Origin of the sequence: Dactylosporangium sp. NBC_01737 (assembly GCF_035963215.1) — a bacterium.
In the GTDB taxonomy this organism is placed as follows: Bacteria; Actinomycetota; Actinomycetes; order Mycobacteriales; family Micromonosporaceae; genus Dactylosporangium.
The window spans coordinates 13,658,674-13,675,367 of record NZ_CP109153.1; the positions used below are offsets into that span (position 1 = coordinate 13,658,674).

The following is a 16,694-nucleotide window of genomic DNA, read 5'->3' on the forward strand; positions in this document are numbered from 1 at the left end:
GAACAGCAACGGCCTCAGGCCGACAGCGCCACCGCGGACGGCTCCACCGGAGCGGGCAGGGTCCCGTCGCCGCCAAGGTACGCGTGGATCGACGCGGCCGCCGACCGGCCTTCGGCGATTGCCCACACGATGAGCGACGCGCCGCGGTGCATGTCGCCGGCGACGAAGACGCCCGGTGCGGAGGTCTGCCAGTCGGCGCCGGTGTCGATGCCGCCGCGGCGGTTGCGGGTCAGGCCCAGGTTCGTGAGCAGCGGTCCGGGCTCGGTGCCTTCGAAGCCGATGGCGAGCAGGACGAGCTCCGCCGGGTAGAGCCGCTCGGTGCCCGGCATTTCGGTGACGACCCTGCGGCCGTCCACTCTGGACACCTGGACCTCGGCGATGCGCACGCCGGTGAGGTCGCCGTCGTCGTTGCCCTCGAAGGCGGTGACGGCGACGGCGAAGGCGCGCTCGCCGCCCTCCTCGTGGGCCGGGTAGTTGCGCAGGATCCACGGCCACGTCGGCCACGGGTCGCGCGACTCGTCGCGTTCGGCCGGCGGGACCGGGTACTGGTCGAGCTGCAGCACGGACCGGGCGCCCTGCCGGTGCGCGACGCCGAGGCAGTCGGCCGCCGTGTCACCGCCACCGATGATGATGACGTTCTTGCCGGAGGCTGAGATCGACGCGGCCGGGACACGCCCGGCGACGACCCGGTTGGACTCGACGAGGTGCTCCATCGCCAGGTGTACGCCGGCGAGCGAGCGGCCCGGCGTCTCCGGCACGTCGCGGCCCTGCAGTGCGCCGCAGGCGAGCAGGAGCGCGTCGTGGCGGGCCCGCAGGTCGTCGACGGAGACGGAGACGCCGACGTTGACGCCGGTCTCGAAGCGGACACCCTCGGCGCGCAGCTGGTCCAGGCGCAGGTCGATGTGCCCCTTCTCCAGCTTGAAGTCGGGGATGCCGTAGCGCATGAGGCCGCCGAGGGCGTCGTCGCGCTCGTACACCACCACGTCGTGACCGGCCCGGGCGAGCTGCTGCGCGGCGGCGAGCCCGGCGGGACCGGAGCCGACGACGCCGACGCTGCGGCCGGACCGTTCGGGTGCGGGGCGGGGCGTGACCCGGCCGGCGGAGACGGCCCGGTTGATGATCTCGACCTCGACCTGCTTGATCGTGACGGGCTGGCCGCCGGCGATCGACAGGACGCACGCGGCCTCGCAGGGTGCGGGGCACAGCCGCCCGGTGAACTCCGGGAAGTTGTTGGTCGCGTGCAGCGCCTCGATCGCGAAGTCCCAGTTGCCGGTGCGGACCAGGTCGTTCCAGTCGGGGATGCGGTTGCCGAGCGGGCAGCCGTCGTGACAGAACGGGATGCCGCAGTCCATGCAGCGGCTGGCCTGCTCGGTGATCAGCTCGTCGGAGGCCGACGGGTACACCTCGCGCCAGTCACGCAGCCGGACCGGCACGGGACGCCGGGCGGGCAGGCGCCGCTCGTACCGCTGGAAACCGTTCGGGTCAGGCACGTGCGACCTCCATGACAGCCGCGTCGACATCGCGGCCGGCTGCCTCGGCGGCCCGCATGACCTCCATGACGCGCTTGTAGTCGCGCGGCACGACCTCCGTGAACTCCAGGACCGACGCGTCCCAGTCCTCCAGCATGCGCCCGGCGACCGCGGAGCCGGTTTCGGCCAGGTGCGCGGCGACCAGCTCGCGCAGCACCGACGGCGAGGAGACCGGCTCCAGGTCCACCAGCTCGGCGTTGACCAGCGTGCGGTCGAGCTTCCAGACGTAGGCGACGCCGCCGGACATGCCCGCGGCGAAGTTGCGGCCGGTGGGGCCGAGCACGACGACGGCGCCGCCGGTCATGTACTCGCAGCCGTGGTCACCGACGCCCTCGACGACGGCGACCGCGCCGGAGTTGCGCACCGCGAACCGCTCCCCCGCCTTGCCGCGCATGAACAGGGAGCCGCCGGTGGCGCCGTACAGGACCGTGTTGCCGCCGATGATCTGCTCCTCGGCCACGAACGGGGCCGTGGGGTCGGGGCGCACGATGAGCCGGCCGCCGGACAGGCCCTTGCCGACGTAGTCGTTGGCGTCGCCGACGAGGCGCAGGGTGACACCGTGAGGGACCCAGGCGCCGAAGGACTGCCCGGCGGTGCCGTGCAACGTAACGTCCACGGTGTCGTCGGGCAGGCCTGCGCCGCCGACCCGGCGGACGATCTCACCGCCGAGCATCGCACCGACGGAGCGGTGCTCGTTGCGGACGGCGATCTCCAGCTTGATCGTGGTGCCCTCGTCGAGCGCGGGCGTGACCGCTGCGATGAGCTGGTTGTCCAGGGCCCGCTCCAGGCGGTGGTCCTGCTTGGTGGTCTGGCGCCGCGCCGCGTCGTCGGCGAGGGGAGGCACGTGCAGCAACGGGGTCAGGTCGAGCCCGCCGGCCTTCCAGTGGTCCACGGCCGGGCGGACGTCGAGCAGCTCGGTGCGGCCGATCATCTCGTCGAGGGTGCGGAAGCCCAGCTCGGCGAGGTAGCCGCGGACCTCTTCGGCGAGGAACCAGAAGAAGTTCTCGACGAACTCGGGCGTGCCGGTGAACTTCTTGCGCAGCGCCGGGTTCTGCGTGGCGACGCCGACCGGGCAGGTGTCCAGGTGGCAGACGCGCATCATGATGCAGCCGGACACGATGAGCGGCGACGTCGCGAACCCGAACTCCTCGGCGCCGAGCAGCGCCGCGATGATGACGTCCCGGCCGGTCTTGAGCTGCCCGTCGACCTGGACGCTGACCCGGTCGCGCAGGCCCGACAGCAGCAGCGTCTGCTGGGTCTCGGCGAGGCCGAGCTCCCACGGCGTGCCCGCGTGCTTGAGCGAGTTGAGCGGCGACGCGCCCGTGCCGCCGTCGTGGCCGGAGATGAGGATGACGTCGGCCTTGGTCTTGGCGACACCGGCGGCGACGGTGCCGACGCCGATCTCGGAGACCAGCTTCACGTGGACGCGGGCCGCCGGGTTGACGTTCTTCAGGTCGAAGACCAGCTGGGCGAGGTCCTCGATGGAGTAGATGTCGTGGTGCGGCGGCGGCGAGATCAGCCCGACGCCGGGCGTGGCGTGGCGGGTCTTGGCGATCCACGGCCACACCTTGTTGCCGGGCAGCTGGCCACCCTCGCCGGGCTTCGCGCCCTGCGCCATCTTGATCTGCAGGTCGTCGGCGTTGACGAGGTACTCGGTGGTCACGCCGAAGCGGCCGCTGGCGATCTGCTTGATGGCGGAGCGCCGGCGCGGGTCGTGCAGCCGCTCGACGTCCTCGCCGCCCTCGCCGGTGTTGGACCTGCCGCCGATGTTGTTCATCGCGATGGCGAGGGTCTCGTGCGCCTCCATGGAGATGGAGCCGTAGGACATGGCACCGGTCGCGAACCGCTTGACGATCTCGGTGGCCGGCTCGACCTCCTCGATCGGCACGGCGGGACGGACCCCGGTGCGCAGCTCGAAGAGCCCGCGCAGCGATCCGGCCTGCCCGGCGAGCTCGTCGACCTTCGCGGTGTACCGCTGGAAGACGTCGTACTGCTTGGACCGGGTCGCGTGCTGGAGCAGGAAGACCGTCTCCGGGTTGAACAGGTGCAGCTCGCCCTCGCGGCGCCACTGGTATTCCCCGCCGACCTCGAGCCGGCGGTGCGCCCGCTCGGCCTCGTTGGCCGGGTACGCCCGCGCGTGGCGGGCCGCGATCTCGGCGTGGATCTCGGCGAGACCGATGCCGCCGATCTTGCTGGGGGTGCCGGTGAAGTACCGCTCGACCAGGCGCGGGTCCAGCCCGACAGCCTCGAAGACCTGGGCGCCGCAGTAGGAGCTGACGGTCGAGATGCCCATCTTCGACATGATCTTCAGGACGCCCTTGCCGAGCGCCTTGACGTAGTTGTAGACCGCCTTCTCCGGGGCGACGCCGGGCAGCGCGCCGGTGGCGATGAGGTCCTCGGCGCTCTCGAAGGCCAGGTACGGGTTGACCGCGGACGCGCCGAACCCGGACAGCAGCGCCACGTGGTGCACCTCGCGGCAGTCGCCGGACTCGACCACGAGGGACACCTGGGTGCGGGTCTGCTCCCGGACGAGGTGCTGGTGGACGGCGGCGGTGAGCAGCAGCGACGGGATCGGCGCCAGGTCGACGGTCGAGTCGCGGTCGGACAGGACCAGGACCCGCACGCCGTCCTCGATCGCCTCGGACACGCCGCGCATGATCTCCACGAGGCGGCGCTTGAGGCCGGTCGCGCCGTCGCGGATCGGGTACAGGCCGGAGACGCGGACCGCCTTGAAGCCGGGCAGGTCGCCATCGTCGTCGATGTGCAGCAGCTTGGCGAGGTCGTCGTTGTCGATGACCGGGTACGGCAGGGCGATCTGCCGGCACGACGCGGGACCCGGCTTGAGCAGGTTGGCCTCGGGGCCGATGGTGGCCGCGACGCTGGTGACGATCTCCTCGCGGATGGCGTCCAGCGGCGGGTTCGTCACCTGCGCGAAGAGCTGGGTGAAGTAGTCGTACATCAGCCGCGGCCGGGTGGAGAGCACGGCGACGGGCGTGTCGGTGCCCATCGAGCCGAGCGGCTCGGCGCCGGCCCGCGCCATCGGCCCGACGAGGATCTTCAGCTCCTCCTCGGTGTAGCCGAAGGTCTGCTGGCGGCGCTGCACGGAGTCGTGCGTGTAGACGACGTGCTCCCGCTCGGGCAGCTGGTCGAGGTCCATGAGACCGGCGTGCAGCCAGTCCTCGTAGGGCTCGGCCTGCGCCAGCTCCGACTTGATCTCGTCGTCGGTGCGGATGCGGCCGGCGGCCGTGTCGACGAGCAGCATCTTGCCGGGCGCCGAGCGGCCCTTCGCCACGATCGTCGCCGGGTCGAGGTCGAGCACACCCGCCTCGCTGGCCAGCACGACGAGCCCGTCGGCGGTCTGCCACCAGCGGCCGGGGCGCAGCCCGTTGCGGTCCAGGACCGCGCCGACGACGGTGCCGTCGGTGAAGGCGACGCTGGCCGGGCCGTCCCACGGCTCCATCAGGCAGGCGTGGAAGCGGTAGAACGCCCGCCGCAGCGGGTCCATCCGCGGGTCGTTCTCCCACGCCTCGGGGATCATCATGAGCACCGCGTGCGGCAGGCTCCGGCCGGCCAGGTGCAGCAGCTCGAGGACCTCGTCGAAGTTCGCCGAGTCCGAGGCTTCGGGGGTACAGATGGGGAACAGCCGGCGGATGTTGCCCGGCAGGTTCTCCGTGGCCAGCAGCGCCTCGCGGGCGGCCATCCAGTTCCGGTTGCCGCGGATGGTGTTGATCTCGCCGTTGTGGGCGATCAGCCGGTACGGGTGGGAGAGCTCCCACGACGGGAACGTGTTCGTGGAGAAGCGCGAGTGCACCAACGCGATGGCGGAGGTGACGCGCTCGTCGGACAGGTCGGGGAAGAACGACACGACCTGGTCAGGGGTGAGCATGCCCTTGTACGTGATGGTCCGCGACGACAGCGACGGCAGGTAGAGCTGGATGCCGCGCTCGCGGGTCTCCCGCTCGGTCTGCTTGCGCACGCAGTAGACGACCCGGTCCAGGTCGAGGCCGGACAGCACGGTCCCCGGCGCGCTGAGCTTCTCGGCGCTGATGAAGACCTGCTTGATGCGCGGCATCGCGACGAGCGCGGTCGCGCCGAGGTCGGTGGGGTCGGTCGGCACGTCGCGCCAGCCGAGCACCTGGGCGCCCTCGACGAGCGCGTACTTCTCCAGCACGCGCATCGCACGCTGGGCCGCGTCGTCGTCGTTGGGCAGGAACGCCAGACCGGTCGCATACGAGCCGGCGGGAGGGAGGTCGTCGACGCCGGCGGCGCTGGGCTCGAAGACGGCACGGAGGAACGCGTCCGGGATCTGGATCATGATGCCGGCGCCGTCGCCGGTGTTGGGCTCGGCGCCGCGAGCGCCCCGGTGGTCCATGCGCAACAGCGCGGACAGCCCCTTGTGCACGACGTCATGGGAGCGCCGGCCGTGGATGTCAGCCACGAACGCGACCCCGCAGGCGTCATGTTCAAAGGCAGGGTCGTACAGACCCTGCGGCTGCGGTCCGGGGTAACCCATCGGGCCTCCTGACGTCATCGATTGCGAGTCGGGACAACGTCGGCCCAAAAACAGTCTACGGAGCAGTCTTGCCAGTGTACGCGAAGATTCGGGCGCGATCCTCATGTGTGTGATCGGCCGCCCGCCGTGTGCGTTGCCGACCAACGTACCGCCTGCACCGGCGCGCGACCTACAACGTGAGATCGTGACAAATCCCACGAGCGCCCAGGTAGGAGCACTGCGGGGGTGCTGCGGGGGTGCTACAGGGGGTGCTACAGGGCGGTCGTTACCGAATCGGGACGCAACCTTGGACAGTCTGGAACACGTCCAAGGAGCGGATAGCTCAGGCTCTCCGTTACTTCATACGATGCCCCTGCTCCGGTTCAACGGGTTGAACCGTGTGGCACAAACCTGGGATACACCGGCGTTGTAACCGGTGCATGCTCTAGCCCAACGAAGGAGGTGTGGACATGGGAGTCTCCGCACGCGCACTGGCCACGATCACCGCTCTTGCCGGCCTGATCGCCCTCTCTGCTTGCAGCGCTGACGAAAAACCCAAATGGAGTGACAGCGGCAGTGCCGGCGGCCCCTCGGCTTCCGCGTCCGCCGCGCAGCCAACCGCGACCCTCACCGCGCCGGCCGACGGCGCGACCGGCGTCTCCACCGCCACCGAACTCGCCCTGCAGGCGGCGCCCGGCGCGAACGCGTCGGTCACGCTCACGGACGCGTCCGGTGCCACGGTGAACGGCGGTCTGCGCTCCGACGGCACGACCTGGATCCCGGCGACGCAGCTCAAATACGGCACGCAGTACACCGCGACCGTGACCTCCGCCGGTGACAGCACCGGCAAGAAGGTCACGTTCACGACCATGGCGAAGCCCGGCAAGACGGTCAACGTCTCGACGGCCCTGTCCGACAACAAGGTCTACGGTGTGGCCATCCCGGTCGTCGTGCGCTTCGGCTCCAGCGTTCCCACGGAGCTGCGGGCGAGCGTCGAGAAGCGGCTGCTGGTCACCAGCACGCCGCCGCAGGTCGGCACCTGGTACTGGTTCAACGGCGGTGAGGTCCACTTCCGCCCGAAGGAGTACTGGCAGACCGGCACGAAGGTCAGCGTCCGCCTGGCGACGGGTGGCCTGCAGCTGACGAAGACCGGCTGGGGCGCCAAGGACGTCACGACGAACTTCACCGTCGGTGACAAGATCATCATGACCACCGACGACAAGACCCACCAGATGACGGTCGAGAAGAACGGCGAGGTCATCAAGACCATCCCGGTCAGCCTCGGCAAGGCCAAGACGCCGAGCTCCAGCGGCGCCATGGTGGTCATGGACAAGCAGCAGTCCGAGCTGTTCGTGTCGACCGACCCGTCCGACCCGTACCGCGAGACGGTGTACCTGACGCAGCGCACGACCAGCGGCGGCGAGTACATCCACGCGGCCCCGTGGTCCGAGGGCGACCAGGGCAAGCGCAACGTCTCGCACGGCTGCACGAACGTCTCGCAGAAGAACGCGAAGTACCTGTTCGACCTGACGAAGATCGGCGACGTCCACATCGTGAAGAACACGACGCGGAAGCTCGCCTGGGGCAACGGCTGGACGGACTGGGACAAGACCTGGGACGAGTACGTCAAGGGCAGCGCCCTCCCGCCGCCGGCCGCGGACCCGGGCGCCAGCGCCCAGCCGAGCGCCACGGTCACGGTCTCGCCCTCGGCGTAACCGGACGGCTACAGAGCAGCGCGGACAGGGGCCGCTGTCAGAGTCCACCGGACGGTGGGGCTGACAGCGGCCCCTTCCGTGTCCCACCATGGCAGCCGTGCTGGACTGGGTCGACCCGACGTTCCACGCCGCCGAGGTCGTCCTCACGGCGCTGGTCCTGCTCGTGCTCACCGCCAGCGTCCTGCGCGCGTCGCCGGCCCGGATGCGGGAGCGGATCAGGACGAAGGGCCTCGTTCCGGCGTTCCGGCGGTCCGCGGCCACGAACACCCTGGCGGCCCTCATCGCCCTCGAGGCCGTCCTCGTCGGCCCCGGCCTGGACCTCGCCGACCTGGGGCTGCGGCCCGTCACCGTCGGCGACGTCCTGGTCGCGCTGGGCCTGCCGGCCGCGGCCGCCGGGACCGCGGCGTTCCTCGCGGTCCGCTCCGGCGGGATCGGGCCCGACGAGGACCCGCTGTCGTTCCTGCGGCCCGCGACACCGGCCGAGCGCCGCTGGGCGGCCGTCGGCGCCGTCGCCGCAGGGACCGGTGAGGAGATCGTGTTCCGCGGGTTGTTCATCGCCGCCGGTACGGGGGTGCTCGGGCTCCCCGTGTGGGCGGCGGCCGTCCTCGCCGTGGTGCTGTTCGGTGCCGGCCACCGGTATCAGGGCCTGCGGGGCGTGCTCACCACCGGCGGGGGCGCGGTCGTGTTCACCACCCTGTACGCGCTGACCGGCAACCTCATCGTCCCGATCGCCCTGCACATCACCATCGACCTGGTGTCGCTCCTGCTCGTCCCGAGCCTCCTGGCCCGCAACACCGCGCCGGCGGCAGACACGGACGGGGCAGACACGGACGGGGCAGACACAGACGGGGCAGACACAGACGGGGCAGACACAGCGACGGCGGAGGCCGCATCATGACGGCGTGTTCGAGTGGATCGATCCGCCGTTCGACGTCGCCGGTGCCTGCCTGACCCTGCTCATCCTGGTGACGTGCACCGCCGCCGCGGTCCGGGGCTCGACGGCGAAGGCTCGCGCCGCCCGGGACCGCCTGGTCGCCGCGCCGGGCGGGCGGATCCGGCTGTACCGTGCCGGCATCCGCACCTCGATGATGCTGGCGGTGGCCGCGTTCGCGGTGGTGTGGACCGACGGCGTCGACCTCGCCGACCTCGGCCTGGACCTGCCCACCGGCCGCGACGTGAGCACCTCGGTGCTGCTGCCCTCGCTGCTGGCGTCCGCCGTGCTCGTGCCGGCCGTGATCGCCGGCACCGTCAGGGTCGCCGCCGCCCGGCGTGACGGCGACCCTGACGGTGCCGACACCCGCGGCGGGCGCCGTGCCCGCAGCCTCGGCGGCGCCGAGGAGACCCTGGCCAGGGTCCGGTTCATGCACCCGACCACGGCGGCCGAACGCTGGCTGGCGGGCGGGCTCTCGGCGGGTGTCGGGGTCGCCGAGGAACTCGTGTACCGCGGCCTGTTCATCGCCGCCGGCACGGGGCTCCTCGGGCTGGACGCCCGGGTGGCGGCGCTGCTGTCGCTGGTGGTGTTCGGCGTCGACCACCTGTACCAGGGCTGGCGCGGCGCGGTCAGCGCCACAGTGCTCGGCGCGTTCTTCACGCTGCTCTACGCCGTGACCGGGGCCATCTTCGCGCCGATCATCGTCCACACCGTCTTCGACGTGACCGCCCTCGTCGTCGCGCCCTGGCTGGGCCGGCGCGTCGAACGCCGCCCCCGCCGCACCCCTGCCTCCGCACCGTCCCTCCGGCCCGCTCCCGCAACCACACCGTCTCCCGCAAGCACGCCGGCAACCACTGCCAACGGACCGATCTCGCTACGATCCGCAGTGCCTGAGTGACGCAGGGCAGCTGTCGGGAATCGGGTATCGCGCGGGGATCGACGCACCGCTACCGTCTCGCGCATGGCTCTCGTCCGTCGCACGAATGTGCTCGGCCCCAACTCCAACCGTGTCGTGGCCGCCGCCTCGGTGACCCCCGCCGACGCCCCCGCGATCGGCAGGGCCCACGTGCCCACCCAGCAAGGCCCCTCGACCCGATCCGCGAGCGCCGAGGCCACCGGGACCGCACCCGGAAGTGACGCCCCTGCGGAGGAGGTCGGGATCGCGATCGCGTCCGCCGGGCCGGTGGAGCCGACGCCCGGCGGCGAGGCCGCGGCCGTCCCGCCGCAGCCCGCGTCGGTGCTGTCGCTGGTGTCGGCGTTCATCCTGGTCGCCGCCGGCGGCGCCGGGTCGTGGGCGCTGTGGCACTTCAACGTCAACGCGCAGGCGATCCACCTGCCGGACGCGACGACGTTCTTCGCGGTGCTGTTCGCGTTCGCGACCGCCGTCGAGCGCATCCTGGAGCCGTTCGCCCGGTTCCTGCCCGGCAAGCACGCCCGCGGCGAGCTGGAGGCGGCGGTGGCGAATCTCGCCAACAAGTATCACGACGCCACCCTCGACGACCTGATCCAGGTGGCGCACGCGAAGTCGATGATGGAGAAGGGCCGCGCGAGCCGCGGTCTCGTCTCGTGGGGCATCGCGACCGCCGTGGCGACCGTCGCGTCGTCGGCGGGCGGGCTGTATCTGCTGCACTCCATCGCCGGCGAGAACTGGAACGGCATCCCGGTCTGGGTCGACGCGATCGTCACCGGCATCGTCGTCGGCAGCGGCACCAAGCCCCTCCACGACGTGATCAGCAAGGTGCAGAAGAACAAGGAGAAGTCCGAGGACACCCCCTGACGTCGGGCTGCCTGCTCAGATGACCAGCAGCCCGTCGCTCTGCGCGCTGTGCGCCATGACCGCCAGGGCCGGCGGCACCTCAAGGAACGGCAGGTATGGCAGGTCGTAGGGGTGCATCCGCAGCACCTGCGTGGCGTGGTGCCCTGGCACCACGCCCGCCGGGTAGGCGCGGGCGCACCGCCGGTCGACGAGGCCGTGCCGGGTCCCGAACCCGGCCACCGCCTGCCACTCCGACAGGTGCGCGACGGTCGGCAGCGGCATGCCCGGCGGCTCGGCGAACACGTCGACGGACACGAACGGTTCGCTGCCGGCCAGCCACCACGACAGGGACCGCACCGCTGAGCGCAGCGGGTGTTCGCACCAGTACGGGACGAGCCCGGCCCGCAGCACGTGCCACGCGTCGAGGAGGCGGCCGCATTCCACGACGAGCCGGCCCCCGGTGCGCTCGCCGGCCCGCAGCCACTGCCGGTACAGGTCGGCCACGGCGCCGCTGAGCACGTCCGGGTGCCGGTACAGGACCTGGCGGACCGGGTGGCCGTGCGCGGAGCCGTACCGGCGCAGGTCCTCGACCAGGGCCCGGTCGACGGCCCGTTCGCCGTCGCTGTCCTGGCGGGGCGCCCGGCCGCGCAGCGAACGCTCGTCGCGGTAGTCGCCCGGGCCGAGACCGCTGGCGCGGCTGCCGAGCTGGAAGGAGTAGCCGTCCTCGCCGGGCGACGTCTGCCAGCGGCTGACGTCGCGCACCACGACGACGGGCGCGTCCGGGTACAGCCGCTCGGCGATGAACCGCCGGTACGCGGCCGGGAGGCGCCGCCAGCGCACCACGGCGTACGCGGTCGCGGCACCGGACCAGCCCCGCCACACCGGGTCGTACACCTGGCGGACGCCGACGTCGGGGTTGTCGGCGAGGATGTCCCGGGCGAGGCGCTCACCGTCGGCCGCGGGGTGTTCACCGGCGGCGACCTCGGGGGTCGGGACCTCGAACGCGACCGGCAGCCACGGCACGCCCAGCGCCATCGCGAGGTGGACCGCGGCGCCGTGCGGTGAGCCCACGACGAGCCCGGTGTACCGGCCCTCGGGGAGTTGCCCGACGAGCCAGGCCGCGACGTCCTCGGCGTCGAGCTCCCGGCGGGCGTGCCGCCCCGCGCCGGCGGGCTGGCCGATCCTGCCGGCCCGGTCCATCGTCCACTGTGGAGCGGTGACCGCGGGCCTGGCGACGCCGCTGCGGTACGCGAGTGCCCGCCCCGATGCGATCGCGAGTGTGGTCCCCAGTCCGTTGGGCCACAACGACTCGACGTCCTGCGTGGCCTCGACCCGCCGCCTCATACCGCTCCTCGACTTCCGGGCCCAACCACCGGTCACCCGACAGCGCTCCTTCCCAGGACCACAGGGCGTAAACCTGCCCCTCATGGCGTCGCGAGCTGCGAACCCGTAGACTCGCTACACATGAAGGCGGACGCGCTGCGCGGGCATCTCGACGCACTCCTGCTCGCGGTGCTGGACGGCGAACCCCGCCACGGCTACGCGATCATCGAGGCCTTGCAGGAGCGCAGCGGCGGTTCGCTGACGCTGCCGACGGGCACGGTCTATCCGGCGCTGCGCCGCCTGGAGCGTGCGGGCTATGTGGAAAGCGCCTGGTCGACGGTCGGCGGCCGGGAGCGCCGCACGTATCGGCTGACCAGCGCGGGCCGGAAGGTCCTGGCCGAGGAGCGCTCGGCGTGGCAGGAGTTCACCGCCACGATCGGCGCGGTGCTGCTCCCCCCGCCCGCGACCGCCTGACGGCTTCCCGGCGCGCTGCTTCCCCGGCCGTCGTTTCCCCGCCCTTCGCTTCCCCGGCCGCCGTTTACGCGGTGGCGGGCTGGCTCCGCGGTCTGCGGGTGGCGGAGACGCACCGCACGGCCAGGCAGCCCGCGTAGCCGAACGCGGCGGTGTTGACGACCATGCCGATGAGCACCGGCGGCCAGGTCGCCGCCGCCGGCCACTGGCGCAGGCTCAGCACGAACACGGTCGCGCCGAGCAGCGCGTGCATGCCGAGGAACACCACGGTCGCCTGGCCGACGAGCCGCGCATACTGCAGGCCGTCGCGCAGGAAACGGCTGCCCCACCCGAACCCGACGATCGCGAGCCCGGCGGCCGCGGCGGCGAGGAACGACGTGTACTGGAAGTGGTCGACGAGCACCCAGTAGACGTGGCTGGCGCGGTCCGTGCTCCACGACGTGTCCCACCACATGAGCGGCTCGAGCAGCGTCATCACGGGCAGCACCAGCGCGATCCACGTCGCGGTGCGGCGCCCCTGGAGCGTGGCGAGCTCGGCCTGATACCCGGGGACGACCTGCCGGTGCGTGCCGAAGTCGGCGACGGCACGGCGCTGCGCGTCGAGCGGGTCGTGCCCCGCCTCGACATACGCCTCGGCGGCGTCCAGGAGGCTGTCACGCGCCTCGGTGACCATCTCCTGCCGGTGCTGGCGCTGACCCCGCAGCGCGGCGGCGAGCCCGTCGACATAGACGTCGATCGGGCCGGAACCGTGTGAGACCCCGTCCACCCGTCAAGGTTCCCACATCCCGGCCGAGCGCCGTCATCCGCCGGACGTCCGGCCTTCGTCGACGCTGACGACCCGGTCGAACCGGCTCAGCTCCGCCGCACGGTGCGTCACGACGACGACGGTCCGCCCGCCCGCGGCCCGCAGCGCGGTGCCGAGGACGGCGTCGGCGGCGGCCGCGTCGAGGCCCTCGGTCGGCTCGTCCAGCAGCAGCACGGGCGGCGGCGCGACCAGCGCCCGCGCCAGCAGCAGCCGCTGGCGCTGCCCGCCGGAGAGCTTCCCGCCGTCCTCACCGACGATGTCGTCGAGCCGGTCGGCGTACTCGGCCAGCCCCGCGTCGGTGAGCGCCCGCCGCAGCTCCGGGTCACCATGGCCGTCCCGGCCGAGGAGCAGGTTGTCCCGGACGGTCGCATGGAACACGTGCGCGTCGGCGAACACTCCCCCGGCGACCCGCCACGCCTCGACCCCGCCGGGCATCCCGTCGACGGCGCCACCGGCGAGCGGAACCCGACCGGCGATCACCGCGAGGAGCGTCGACTTGCCGGATCCGCTGGGTCCGACGACGGCCACCCGGCTCCCCGCGGGCAGTGCGAGGTCCACGTCCAGCAGCGCGGGCGGCAGATCGTCGCGGTACCGCACGGTGACCCCCCGCAGCACCAGGTCGACGGGTCCACTGATCGGCCCGACCCCGGATCCGCCGGCGTCCAGCGCGGTGACCGGGCCGACGATCCCCCCGGCGGCACCGTCCGAGACGGCGCGGTCCTGAGCAGCGCGGTCCTGAGCAGCGCGGTCCTGGGCGGCGGGGACCGGGGCGGCGGTGGCGATCAGTTCGCGGACGCGGCGGAGTCCTCCGCGCAGTTCGGCGTGCCGGACGGCGGCGGCGGCGAGAGGCACGACGACCTCGCCGACGCTGAGCGCGACGAGCGCGAGCACCGGCCCCGAGCGCCCGTCGGCGAGGACCGCGATCCACACCGCGACGACCGCTGGGATCAGCGCGGCGGCGCCCCCGACGACCGCGGCGACCGTCGCCGACCTGGCTTCGAGGGCGGCGAGCCGGCGGCTCCGGTCGGCGGTGTCGGCGAGGGCGGCGGGCAGGGCACCGTACGCGGCGAGTTCCGCCACCCCGTGCACCACGTCCACGGTCGCCGTCGTCAGCTCCCCCCGCGCCGCCGAGATGGCCGCCGCCCCGCTCAGCGAGCCGGACGGGGAAGCAGCCTGGGAGATGGGGCGGCTGAGCCGGTGCCCGGCCCATGGCAGCAGCACCCCGGCGGCGAGCAGCCCGAGCAGGAGGACGAGGCCGGCCCGCGGGTCGGCGGCGGCGATCCCTGCGACCCCGGCGAGCCCGACGACGGCGGCGACCCCGGCGGGCAGCGCACCGCGAAGGACCGCGTCCTGCACCCCGTCGACGTCGGACACGACCCGGCTGAGCACGTCGGCCGAGGAGACCGGTCCCCGGCCGGTCCGGGCCGCCGGGTCGGCGAGCGCGCCGAACGCCCGGGCCCGCAGGTCCGCGAGGACGCGCAGGACGGCGTCGTGGCCGGCGAGGCGTTCGGCGTACCGGAGCCCGCCCTTGAACAGCGCGAACCCCCGCACCGCCGCGATCGCCACGGCGAGCGCGGCGAGGGGTGGCTGTTCGGCGGCCCGCACGATCATCCAGGTCGCGGTGCCGATCAGCCCGATCCCGGCGGCCTCGGTGAGGACGCCGAGCAGCCCGGCGAAGACCAGCCGGAGCAGCGCACCCGGCCCGAAGAGCCGCACGGGCGGGCCGGCGAGGAGCGCGATCACGCGTGCACCGCCTCGGCGCCGGATGCGGGCGCGCCCGAGGACGCCGGCCCCGCGCCAGTCACGACGGCGGCCGCAGCGCCGGGCCCGGCAGGCGGCGTAGAAGCAGGCCCGGCGGGCGGCGTGGAAGCAGGCCCGGCAGAAGGAGCGGAAGCAGGCCCGGCAGAAGGTGCGGACGCTGCGCCGGGCGGCGGTGCGGCGACAGCCCCGGCAGCCGGCGCGGGAGCAGGCCCGGCACCAGGCCCGGCACCAGGCCCGGGAGCCGGCTCCGCAGGAGGTCCCGTGGCAGGTGCCGGCAGCGGCACCGCGACGCCGTCCTTGATCTCGACGATCCTGGTGGCGACCGGCAGCAGCGCGGGCCGGTGGGCGACCAGGAGGGCCGTGCGGCCGGCGGCGAGCCTGGTGGCGGCGGCGATCACGGCCGACTCGCTGGCCGGGTCGAGGCGGGCGGTCGGCTCGTCGAGCAGCAGCAGCTCGCCGCCGTGGGTGCTGGCGCGCAGCCAGGTCCTGGCCATGGCGAGCCGTTGCCGCTGGCCGCTGGACAGGCCGTGGCCGGCGAGGTCGGTGTCGTACCCGGCGGGCAGGGCCCGGATGAAGGCGTCCGCGTCGGCGGCGATCGCGGCCTCCACGACGCCGGCCTGCGGGGTGGCGGGGGCGCCGAGGCGGATGTTGTCGGTGACGGTGCCGGCGAACAGGTGCGGGCGTTGCGGCATCCACGCGAGCCGGGCCCGCCAGGCGGCGAGGTCGAGGTCGGCGAGGTCCACACCGTCGACGAGGACCCGGCCGCTGCTCGGGGTGACGAACCCGAGGACCAGGGCGAGGATCGTGGACTTGCCGCCGCCGCTGGGGCCGACGAGCGCGACCCGGTCGCCGGGCGCGACGTCGAGGCTCAGGTCCCGCAGCGCCACCACGTCGCCGTAGCGCACCTCGACCCGGTCGAAGGCGAGCCCGGCGAAGCCCGTGCCGGGCAGGCGTGGCGCGGTGCGTACCGGCGGGACCGGCGCCGCGTCGAGGACCTTGAAGATCTCCGCCGAGGCCGCGAGCCCTTCCTGGCTGGCGTGGAACTTGGTGCCGAGCGCGCGCAGGGGCAGGTATGCCTCCGGCGCGAGCAGCAGCACGACCAGGGCGGCGGTCAGGGTCAGCTTGCCGTCGAGGAGCCGCAGGCCGACGGGCACCGCGACGAGCGCCACGGAGACGGTCGCCACGAGCTCCAGGACCAGCGCGGACAGGAACGCGAGGCGCAGGGTACGCATCGTCGCGACCCGGTACGCGTCGGCCATCGCCCGGACCCGGTGCACCTGGCCGCGTTGCGCGCCGAACGTGCGCAGGGTCGGCAGGCCGATGACGGTGTCGAGGAAGTGGCCGCCGAGGCGCTGCAGCAGGTGCCACTGGTGTTTGGTGCGGGCGCCGGTCTGCCAGCCGACCAGCGCGCCGAAGACGGGGATGAGCGGCAGCGTGACCCCGACGACGATCGCGGACGTGGGGTCGGTGAGCGCAAGCCAGCCCAGCGTGCCGACGGGGATGGTGACGGCGAGGAACACCTGCGGCAGGTACGAGGCGAGATACCCGTCGAGCCCGTCGACGCCGCGCCCGGCGAGGGTGGCGAGCTCGCCGGTGCGCTGCCCGGCGAGCCAGCCGGGGCCGCGGGCGGTGGCGGCGTCGAGCAGCTCGCCCCGCAGGTGTGCCTTGACCCTGGCCGTGGCCCGCCCGGCGACGGCGGCGGCAACCGCGCCGTGCAGGCCGCGCAGCACCACGAAGGTCAAGCAGGCGAGCACGGCGCCGAACGACAAGGAGCCGGACAGGAGGGTGGCGAGGCTGACGGCCTGGCCGACGACGAGGATCGCGGCCAGAACAGCCGAGCCGGCCAGCACCATCGCGTAGTGCCGGACCGGCCCGAGTCGCAGCAGTCTTCTGTCCATGAACGTCCGCGCG

10 protein-coding genes and 1 pseudogene are annotated in these 16,694 nt (G+C 73.2%); 5 read left to right on the forward strand and 6 right to left on the reverse strand.

Annotation, left to right across the window (positions count from 1 at the left end):
* Positions 1-14 precede the first annotated feature (14 nt).
* Together OHA72_RS63205 and gltB are read right to left on the reverse strand one after the other, a co-directional pair.
* Positions 15-1,490 (reverse strand): glutamate synthase subunit beta, encoded by a 1,476-nt coding sequence (locus tag OHA72_RS63205; protein WP_327005579.1) that lies wholly within the window; start codon positions 1,488-1,490, stop codon positions 15-17.
* Complete coding sequence (gene gltB, locus OHA72_RS63210) at positions 1,483-6,060, reverse strand: glutamate synthase large subunit (protein ID WP_327005580.1); 4,578 nt, start codon at positions 6,058-6,060, stop codon at positions 1,483-1,485. The genes OHA72_RS63205 and gltB overlap by 8 nt, the downstream gene beginning before the upstream one ends.
* 431 nt (positions 6,061-6,491) lie before the next feature.
* Between gltB and OHA72_RS63215 the strand changes: the two genes are divergently transcribed.
* From OHA72_RS63215 to OHA72_RS63230, 4 genes are all read left to right on the forward strand, one after another.
* Complete coding sequence (locus OHA72_RS63215; protein ID WP_327005581.1) at positions 6,492-7,736, forward strand: L,D-transpeptidase; 1,245 nt, start codon at positions 6,492-6,494, stop codon at positions 7,734-7,736.
* Between the two features lie 88 nt (positions 7,737-7,824).
* Complete coding sequence (locus OHA72_RS63220) at positions 7,825-8,634, forward strand: CPBP family intramembrane glutamic endopeptidase (protein WP_327005582.1); 810 nt, start codon at positions 7,825-7,827, stop codon at positions 8,632-8,634.
* 4 nt (positions 8,635-8,638) lie between these two features.
* Complete coding sequence (locus tag OHA72_RS63225) at positions 8,639-9,565, forward strand: CPBP family intramembrane glutamic endopeptidase (RefSeq protein WP_327005583.1); 927 nt, start codon at positions 8,639-8,641, stop codon at positions 9,563-9,565.
* Positions 9,566-9,628: 63 nt separating this feature from the next.
* Positions 9,629-10,444: a hypothetical protein gene (locus tag OHA72_RS63230; RefSeq protein WP_327005584.1), complete on the forward strand. Its 816-nt coding sequence runs from the start codon at positions 9,629-9,631 to the stop codon at positions 10,442-10,444.
* Positions 10,445-10,459: 15 nt separating this feature from the next.
* Here OHA72_RS63230 and OHA72_RS63235 read toward each other — a convergent pair whose 3' ends face one another.
* Positions 10,460-11,767 (reverse strand): hypothetical protein, encoded by a 1,308-nt coding sequence (locus tag OHA72_RS63235; RefSeq protein WP_327005585.1) that lies wholly within the window; start codon positions 11,765-11,767, stop codon positions 10,460-10,462.
* Between the two features lie 120 nt (positions 11,768-11,887).
* Between OHA72_RS63235 and OHA72_RS63240 the strand changes: the two genes are divergently transcribed.
* Positions 11,888-12,220: a PadR family transcriptional regulator gene (locus OHA72_RS63240; RefSeq protein WP_327005586.1), complete on the forward strand. Its 333-nt coding sequence runs from the start codon at positions 11,888-11,890 to the stop codon at positions 12,218-12,220.
* Positions 12,221-12,284: 64 nt separating this feature from the next.
* Here the strand turns inward: OHA72_RS63240 and OHA72_RS63245 are convergent, their stop codons facing one another.
* The 3 genes and pseudogenes from OHA72_RS63245 to cydD form a co-directional block, all read right to left on the reverse strand.
* Positions 12,285-12,983 (reverse strand): permease prefix domain 1-containing protein, encoded by a 699-nt coding sequence (locus tag OHA72_RS63245; RefSeq protein WP_327005587.1) that lies wholly within the window; start codon positions 12,981-12,983, stop codon positions 12,285-12,287.
* Positions 12,984-13,016: 33 nt separating this feature from the next.
* A complete protein-coding gene (gene cydC, locus OHA72_RS63250; protein ID WP_327005588.1) occupies positions 13,017-14,765 on the reverse strand; it encodes a thiol reductant ABC exporter subunit CydC in 1,749 nt (582 codons plus the stop codon).
* 281 nt (positions 14,766-15,046) lie between these two features.
* Positions 15,047-16,681, reverse strand: a pseudogene (gene cydD, locus OHA72_RS63255) (thiol reductant ABC exporter subunit CydD); the annotation flags it as partial.
* Between the last annotated feature and the right edge of the window lie 13 nt (positions 16,682-16,694).